The organism is Monashia sp. HAY1-2A (assembly GCF_056755315.1).
The window spans coordinates 1-6,448 of sequence record NZ_JBNDHY010000208.1 but is presented as its reverse complement, the minus strand read 5'-3'; the positions used below and the strand labels follow the sequence as shown (position 1 = coordinate 6,448).

Sequence of the window (6,448 nt, the reverse complement as noted above, 5' to 3'; positions counted from 1 at the left end):
CCCCCCCCCCCCCCCCCCCCCCCCCCCCCCCCCCCCCCCCCCCCCCACACAAAACGCCCCCCCCCCAGATTACTACGCGTCTCGTGGGCTCGGAGATGTGTATAAGAGACAGACCGTGGAGATCGTCGCCCGCGCGCTCGTCGTCTTCGTCTTCCTCTGGCTGGTCACGCGGTCGGTCGGCCGGTCGACGCTCGGTGAGCTCAGCACCTTCGAGCTCGTCCTCTACGTCACCATGGGCGACCTCGTGCAGCAGGGCGTGACGCAGCAGGACTACTCCGTCACGGGTGCGATCCTCGCGGTCAGCACCTTCGCGCTGCTCACGGTCGGCCTGTCGTGGACCCAGTGGCGCTTCCCCCGGGTCCGCCCCCTCGTGACCGGGCGCCCCGTGCTCGTCTTCGCCGACGGCTCCCCCGTGGAGGACGCGATGCGCCGCCAGCGCCTGTCCCTTCCCGACCTGCTCGTGGCGGCCCGCGAGCAGGGCATCCGCTCGACCGCCGACATCGAGTACGCCGTGCTCGAGGCCGACGGCCGCCTGTCGTTCTTCACCCGCGACCCGTCGCAGTCCGGCGCCCCGGACAAGCCGCCGCAGGCCTGACCGAGCGGCGTCACTCCGTCCACAGGAGACGTGCAGCGAGCGTCCAGCGCACCGGTCCATCGTCTAGGGCCATGGCCACTCGCCGACCGGTCGACCCGGGATCACCCCGCGCGGCCCGCGTTCTCACCGGCACCTACGCCCTCGCCACCGTCGTGGCTCTGCTGCTCGTCCTGTCCCATCCGCACCGCCCCGGCCCGACGCCGACGGAGGTGGTCTTCGGCCTGCTCAACGTGCCGGTCGCGCCCAGCGTCCTGTCCGTCGTCGTGCTGGCGATCGTGACCCGCGCGCTCCTCGGTCGCAAGCGGATCGGGCTGCTGCTCGTCGCCGCGTTCCAGGCGCTCGGGGTGCTCATCGGGCTCGTCGCCGTGCTGCCGCCCGCGCGCCGCCCGTACCTGTGGATGTGGCAGACCCGGGGCGACCTCGGCCGGTTCGTCGACGCCGCCGGCATGGTCGTCGCGCTCGCCGCGGGGTGGTGGCTGTGGCGGCTCCGCGGCCAGTTCACCGGGCGCCTCCAGCGCGGGTCGGGCTGGCTCGCGGCGGTCGCCCTCGTGGCGGGGTCCGTCACGACCCTCGGCGTCGCGTGGGGGCTGCTCGGCGCGGTGGGCGTGCCCCGGTCGCAGGCCGAGGCGCTCGTCGGCACGGTGTTCGCGGTGCTCGGCGGGGTCTCGCCGCGGCCGGGCGGTTTCGTGCCTCCGTGGGTCGTCGACACCGTCGCCCTCTGCGCCGGCGCGACGATCGTCGTGGCCGTCACCCTCTTCCTCGCCTCGGCCCGGCCGGTCAACCGCTGGTCGCCCGAGCGTGAGGTCTCGCTGCGGCGCCTCCTCGCCCGCCACGGCGGCCACGACTCGCTCGGCTACTTCGCCACCCGGCGGGACAAGGCGTCGGTCTTCGACGCCGAGGGCCGCGCGGCCGTGACGTACGCCGTCGCCGCGGGTGTGTCCCTCGCCTCGGCCGACCCGGTCGGCCCGCGCGAGGCCTGGCTGCCCGCCATCGACGCGTGGCGTGCCGAGGCCCGCGAGTACGGCTGGCTGCCGGCGGTCCTCGCGGCGAGCGAGGATGGTGCCCGAGCCTATGCGTCGCAGGGGATGCGGGTCGTGGCCCTCGGCGACGAGGCGGTCCTCGTGCCAGGTCGCATCGACGTCGACGGCGCCCGACTGACACGCGCGCGGCAGGCGGCCGCCCGGGCCCGTCGCGCCGGCGTGACGGTCCGCATCCGGCGCCAGGCCGACCTCGCCCCGGACGAGCTGGACCGCACCGCGGCGTCGGCGCGGCAGTGGCGCTCCGGCGACACCGAGCGCGGCTTCTCGATGGCCCTGGGCCGCACCGGCGACCCCGCCGACGGCCGCGTCGTGCACGTCCAGGCGGCGGACGCCGACGGCACGCCGGTCGGTCTGCTGACCTTCGTGCCGTGGGGCCGCGCCGGCATCTCCCTCGACCTCATGCGCCGCTCGCCTGACGCCCCGAACGGCACGACCGAGCTCATGGTCACCGAGCTGCTCACGCGCGCCGACGAGCTCGGCATCGCGAGGGTCTCGCTCAACTTCTGCATGTTCCGCGGTGTCTTCGCCGGCTCCGCCCGCCTCGGGTCGAGCACGCTGACCCGCCTCAACGCGTCGGTGCTCGGGCTGTTCGACCGGTTCTGGCAGCTCGAGCGGCTCTACCGCGCCACCGACAAGTACGACCCCGAGTGGACCCCGCGCTTCCTCTGCTACGACGACGGCCTCTCCCTTCCCCAGGTCGTCATCGCCGCGGCCGCGCTCGAGGGCTTCGTGCCCTGGCCGGCCCGGCACCGCTCGACGAGCGGGTTGCTCGATGCCGAGCACCTCGCCGAGGTGGCCGTGCTCGAGGCGGCGGGGCCGGCCCTCGACCCCACCCGGCTCGGGCCCCGGCGCAGCGAGGAGTCGCGGCACCGCCTCGCGACGCTCGACCGGCTCCGGGCGGCGGGCGAGGACCCCTACCCGGTCGGGGGCGGCCCGGTCACCCCCCTCGCCCTCGTCCCCGGGGTGCGCTGCGGCTCGTGGAGCGACGGCGAACCCGTCCAGGTCGTGGCCCGCGTCCGTGGGCTGCGCGACCACGGCGCCGTCGTCTTCGTCACCCTCGAGGACGCCGGGGTGCGCCTCCAGGCCCTCCTCGAGACGTCCCGGACCGGGCGGCGCTCCCTCGGCCGGTTCACGGCCGCCGTCGACACCGGGGACCTCGTGCGCCTGGCCGGTCGGACGGGGCGCTCCCGCACCGGCACGCCGAGCCTGCTCGTGAACGACTGGCGCCTGGAGGCCAAGGCGCTGCACCCGGTGCCGTGGCGCGGCCTCGACGACCCCGAGGCCCGCGTGCGGCGTCGGTCGACCGACCTGCTCGTGCACCCCGCCCAGGTCGAGCTGCTGCGGCGCCGCTCGACCGTGGTGGCGACGCTGCGCCGGACCCTGGCCGAGCGCGGCTTCCTCGAGGTCGAGACGCCGATGCTGCACGTGACGCACGGCGGCGCCTCCGCTCGCCCCTTCCGGACCCACATCAACGCCTACGGCATCGACCTGGCCCTGCGCATCGCTCCCGAGCTGCACCTCAAGCGGCTCCTCGTCGGTGGCCTCGGCCCGGTGTTCGAGCTGGGCCGCAGCTTTCGCAACGAGGGAGCCGACGCCACCCACAACCCGGAGTTCACCTCGCTCGAGGTGTACGAGCCGCACGCCGACTACGTGGACATGCGCCTCCTGGCGGAGAACCTCGTGCGCGAGGCCGCCGTCGCCGTGCACGGCCGACCCGTCATCCCCCTGCCGCCGCCGGGGCGGGTCCGCGACGGCCTCGACGGCGTCGAGCTCGTCGAGATCGGTGCGTCCTTCCCCGTCGTGCCCGTGCTCGATGCGGTGAGCCGTGCCGTGGGCCTGCCCGTCGGCCCCGACACCGACCTGGACGTGCTCCTCGACCTCGCCGCCCGGCACGGCATCACCGTCCCCGACGACGCCGGGTGGGGCCACGTCGTCGAGGAGCTCTACAGCCGGCTCGTCGAGCCCGTCACGGTCCTGCCGACCTTCTACACCGACTTCCCCGTCGAGACCTCGCCGCTGGTGCACCCCCACCGCACCGAGCGCGGGCTCGTCGAGCGGTGGGACCTCGTCGTCGCGGGCATGGAGGTGGGCACCGCGTACAGCGAGCTGACCGACCCCGTCGAGCAGCGCCGACGCCTCACCGAGCAGTCGCTCAAGGCCGCCGCGGGCGACCCGGAGGCCATGGAGGTCGACGAGGACTTCCTCCACGCCCTCGAGCTCGGCATGCCGCCCACGGGCGGTCTCGGCATCGGCGTCGACCGGCTCGTCATGCTCCTGACGAACACCCCGATCCGCTCGGTCCTCACCTTCCCCTTCGTGCGCCCCGAGCCGGGGGGCCGGCGGAGCACGGAGAAGAGGGAGAGCCTGACGTGGAGCTGACCGACCCCGGCGTCATCGTCGTCCTCGTCCTCGTGGCCCTCACCCTGTTCGCCCTCGTCGTCGTCGGCTGGCCCCGCTGGGGCGGACGCGTCGCGCACGGAGCCGTCCGCGGCGTCCAGGTGGTGCTGCTCAACGTCGTCGTCGTCGCCCTGGCCGGTGCCGCCCTCAACGACCAGTACCTCTTCTACTCCAGCTGGTCCGACCTGCTCGGGTCCCGCTCGACCGAGGTGCAGCTGCACCACGGCGGCGGCGCCCGGGAGGTGGTCGAGGCGAAGGTCGTCGGGCCGGGGCTCGCCCGGGCCACGGGGCCCACGAGCTACCGTCTGCCGCAACCGGGTTCGCGGCTGCAGACCTATGTGGTCACCGACCCGCGGACCGGCATGTCCGGACAGGTGCTCGTGTACCTGCCGGCCGGCTACGACCCCGCCTCGAGCCGCACGTACCCGGTCATCGAGGGCCTCCACGGGTTCCCCGGCAGCCCCCAGTCGTTCTCCCGGCTGGACTTCCTCACCACCGCCGACGCCCTCGTCGCGCAGCACCGGCTCGCGCCCTCGCTCGTCGTCATCCCGCGCATCGACACCCCCGCCAGCCTCGACACCGAGTGCGTCAACGGCGCGCGTGGACTGCCGCAGACCGACACGTGGCTGGCCCGCGACCTGCCCGCCTGGGTCGTCACCCACCTGCACGCGCGTCGCGACCGCACGTCCTGGGCCGTCATGGGCTACTCGTACGGCGGCTGGTGCGCCGCGTCGCTGTCGATGCGTCACCCGGACGTCTTCGGGGCCGCCATCGTCCTGCAGGGCTACTTCCGCCCGGACTTCTCGGCGAGCTACGACCCGCTGACGCCGCGCGGCACCGAGGCCTACGACCTCGTCCGCCTCGCCCGCACGAGCCCACCGCCGGTCGCCCTCTGGGTGCTGACCTCGCGCCAGGACCCGCTGTCCTACCCGTCGACGTCGAAGTTCCTCAGCGTCGCCAAACCGCCGCTCGACGTGGCGGCCACCGTCCTGGCCTCGGGCGGGCACCGCGACACCGTGTGGGAGCCGTACGTCGGTCGGGCCATGGCCTGGCTCGGCCAGACCCTGCCGGGGTTCCGTGGCTGACCCCGTAGGGCACCGTCCCGCGGCGAGGCGAAGCGGGCACAGGACCGCGCACGGTCGGCCGCACCGGCACCTCGGCGTCCGGGCCCACCACGTCGCCATCGGCCTCGTCGTCGCGGCGTGCGCCGTGGCGCTCGTCGCCGTGGCCCTCGCGGCCGGCGTCGGCCCCGGCACGCTCGAGGACGCCGTCGGTGGTGCCGGCCGTCCCGCAGGCGTCCCCACCGGCGCCGACCCGTCCGCGCCGCCGACCTCCGGTGCGACGTCGACCTCGCCCGCCCCCCTCGTCGTCGTCGCGCTCGGCGACTCGGTGCCGTCGGCGACGACGTGCGGCTGCGCGGGCTACGTCGAGCAGCTCGGCGCCCGGCTCGGGTCCGCCACGGGCCGGACTCCGGTGATCCACAACGACGCCGTCGGCGGGTGGACCACCGAGGACGTCGAGCACGACCTCGACTCCGCGTCGACCCACCGCGACATCGTCGGCGCCGACCTCGTCGTCGTCGAGGTGGGCGCCAACGACTTCGACCTCGACCGCGTGGACGACCCGACCTGCCTGCCGGCGGCGACGTCGCCGTGCTGGACCGACACGCTCCACGGGCTGCACGACGGCCTGACGCGGATCGTCGACGGCGTCAAGGCCGCCGACCCGAACCCGGACCTCCGCGTCGCGGTCGTCGGCTACTGGAACGTGACCGTCGACGGTGCCGTCGGGCGCGCGCAGGGCGGCGCCTTCGTCCTCGGCAGCGACGCCCTGACGAAGGTCGTCAACAGCACCGTCCAGCAGGTGGCCACCGCGACGGGCGCCGTCTACGTGGACGCCTACACGCCCCTCAAGGGCGAGGCCGGCGACCGCGACCCGACGAGCGACCTGCTCGACGACGGTGACCACCCCAACGCCAGTGGCCACACCCTGCTCATGGCGGCGGTCTACGACGCCCTCGAGGACGCCGGCGCCGTCGGCCGCTGGGCCTCGGGCTGAGGCCGGTCTAGGGTCGGGACCGGGGCCGGATCCCGGTCACCGGCACCGTCCGCACCCGATCGAAGGAGCACCGCATGAGCCTCGACCGCCCGGTCGCACCGAACCCGTACGAGCTGCTGCCGGCCGTCGCGTCGTTCACCGTGACGAGCACCGACGTCACCGACGGCGAGCCGCTGGCCGACGCGCAGGTGGCGTCCGGCGGCAACACCTCCCCGCAGCTGTCGTGGAGCGGGGCACCCGAGGGCACGCAGAGCTACGTCGTCACCTGCTTCGACCCGGACGCCCCCACGCCGTCGGGCTACTGGCACTGGGTCCTCGTCGACCTCCCGGCCGACGTCACGTCGCTCGACACCGGCGC

Annotated in this window: 5 protein-coding genes; all 5 read left to right on the top strand. The window is 74.8% G+C overall.

Features of this window, described 5'->3' with window-relative positions:
* Window positions 1–595 (top strand): DUF421 domain-containing protein (locus tag ACPYOM_RS20365; RefSeq protein WP_481347343.1); only part of this gene is annotated, 595 nt, incomplete at its 5' end.
* 71 nt (window positions 596–666) lie between these two features.
* On the top strand, window positions 667–4,014 hold the full coding sequence (gene lysX / locus ACPYOM_RS20360; RefSeq protein ID WP_481347342.1) for a bifunctional lysylphosphatidylglycerol synthetase/lysine--tRNA ligase LysX: 3,348 nt from the start codon (window positions 667–669) through the stop codon (window positions 4,012–4,014).
* Entirely contained in the window at window positions 4,005–5,117 is a 1,113-nt protein-coding gene (locus ACPYOM_RS20355; protein WP_481341327.1) for an alpha/beta hydrolase, read from the top strand. The genes lysX and ACPYOM_RS20355 overlap by 10 nt, the downstream gene beginning before the upstream one ends.
* Window positions 5,110–6,090: an SGNH/GDSL hydrolase family protein gene (locus ACPYOM_RS20350; protein WP_481347341.1), complete on the top strand. Its 981-nt coding sequence runs from the start codon at window positions 5,110–5,112 to the stop codon at window positions 6,088–6,090. The genes ACPYOM_RS20355 and ACPYOM_RS20350 overlap by 8 nt, the downstream gene beginning before the upstream one ends.
* A 74-nt stretch (window positions 6,091–6,164) precedes the next feature.
* On the top strand, window positions 6,165–6,448 hold a 284-nt coding region (locus tag ACPYOM_RS20345), incomplete at its 3' end, for a YbhB/YbcL family Raf kinase inhibitor-like protein (protein WP_481347340.1).

What these genes read in the sequence shown, in the direction of transcription:
- lysX (WP_481347342.1), top strand. Translation starts at nt 667, where the DNA reads ATGGCCACTCGCCGACCGGTCGACCCGGGATCACCCCGCGCGGCCCGC.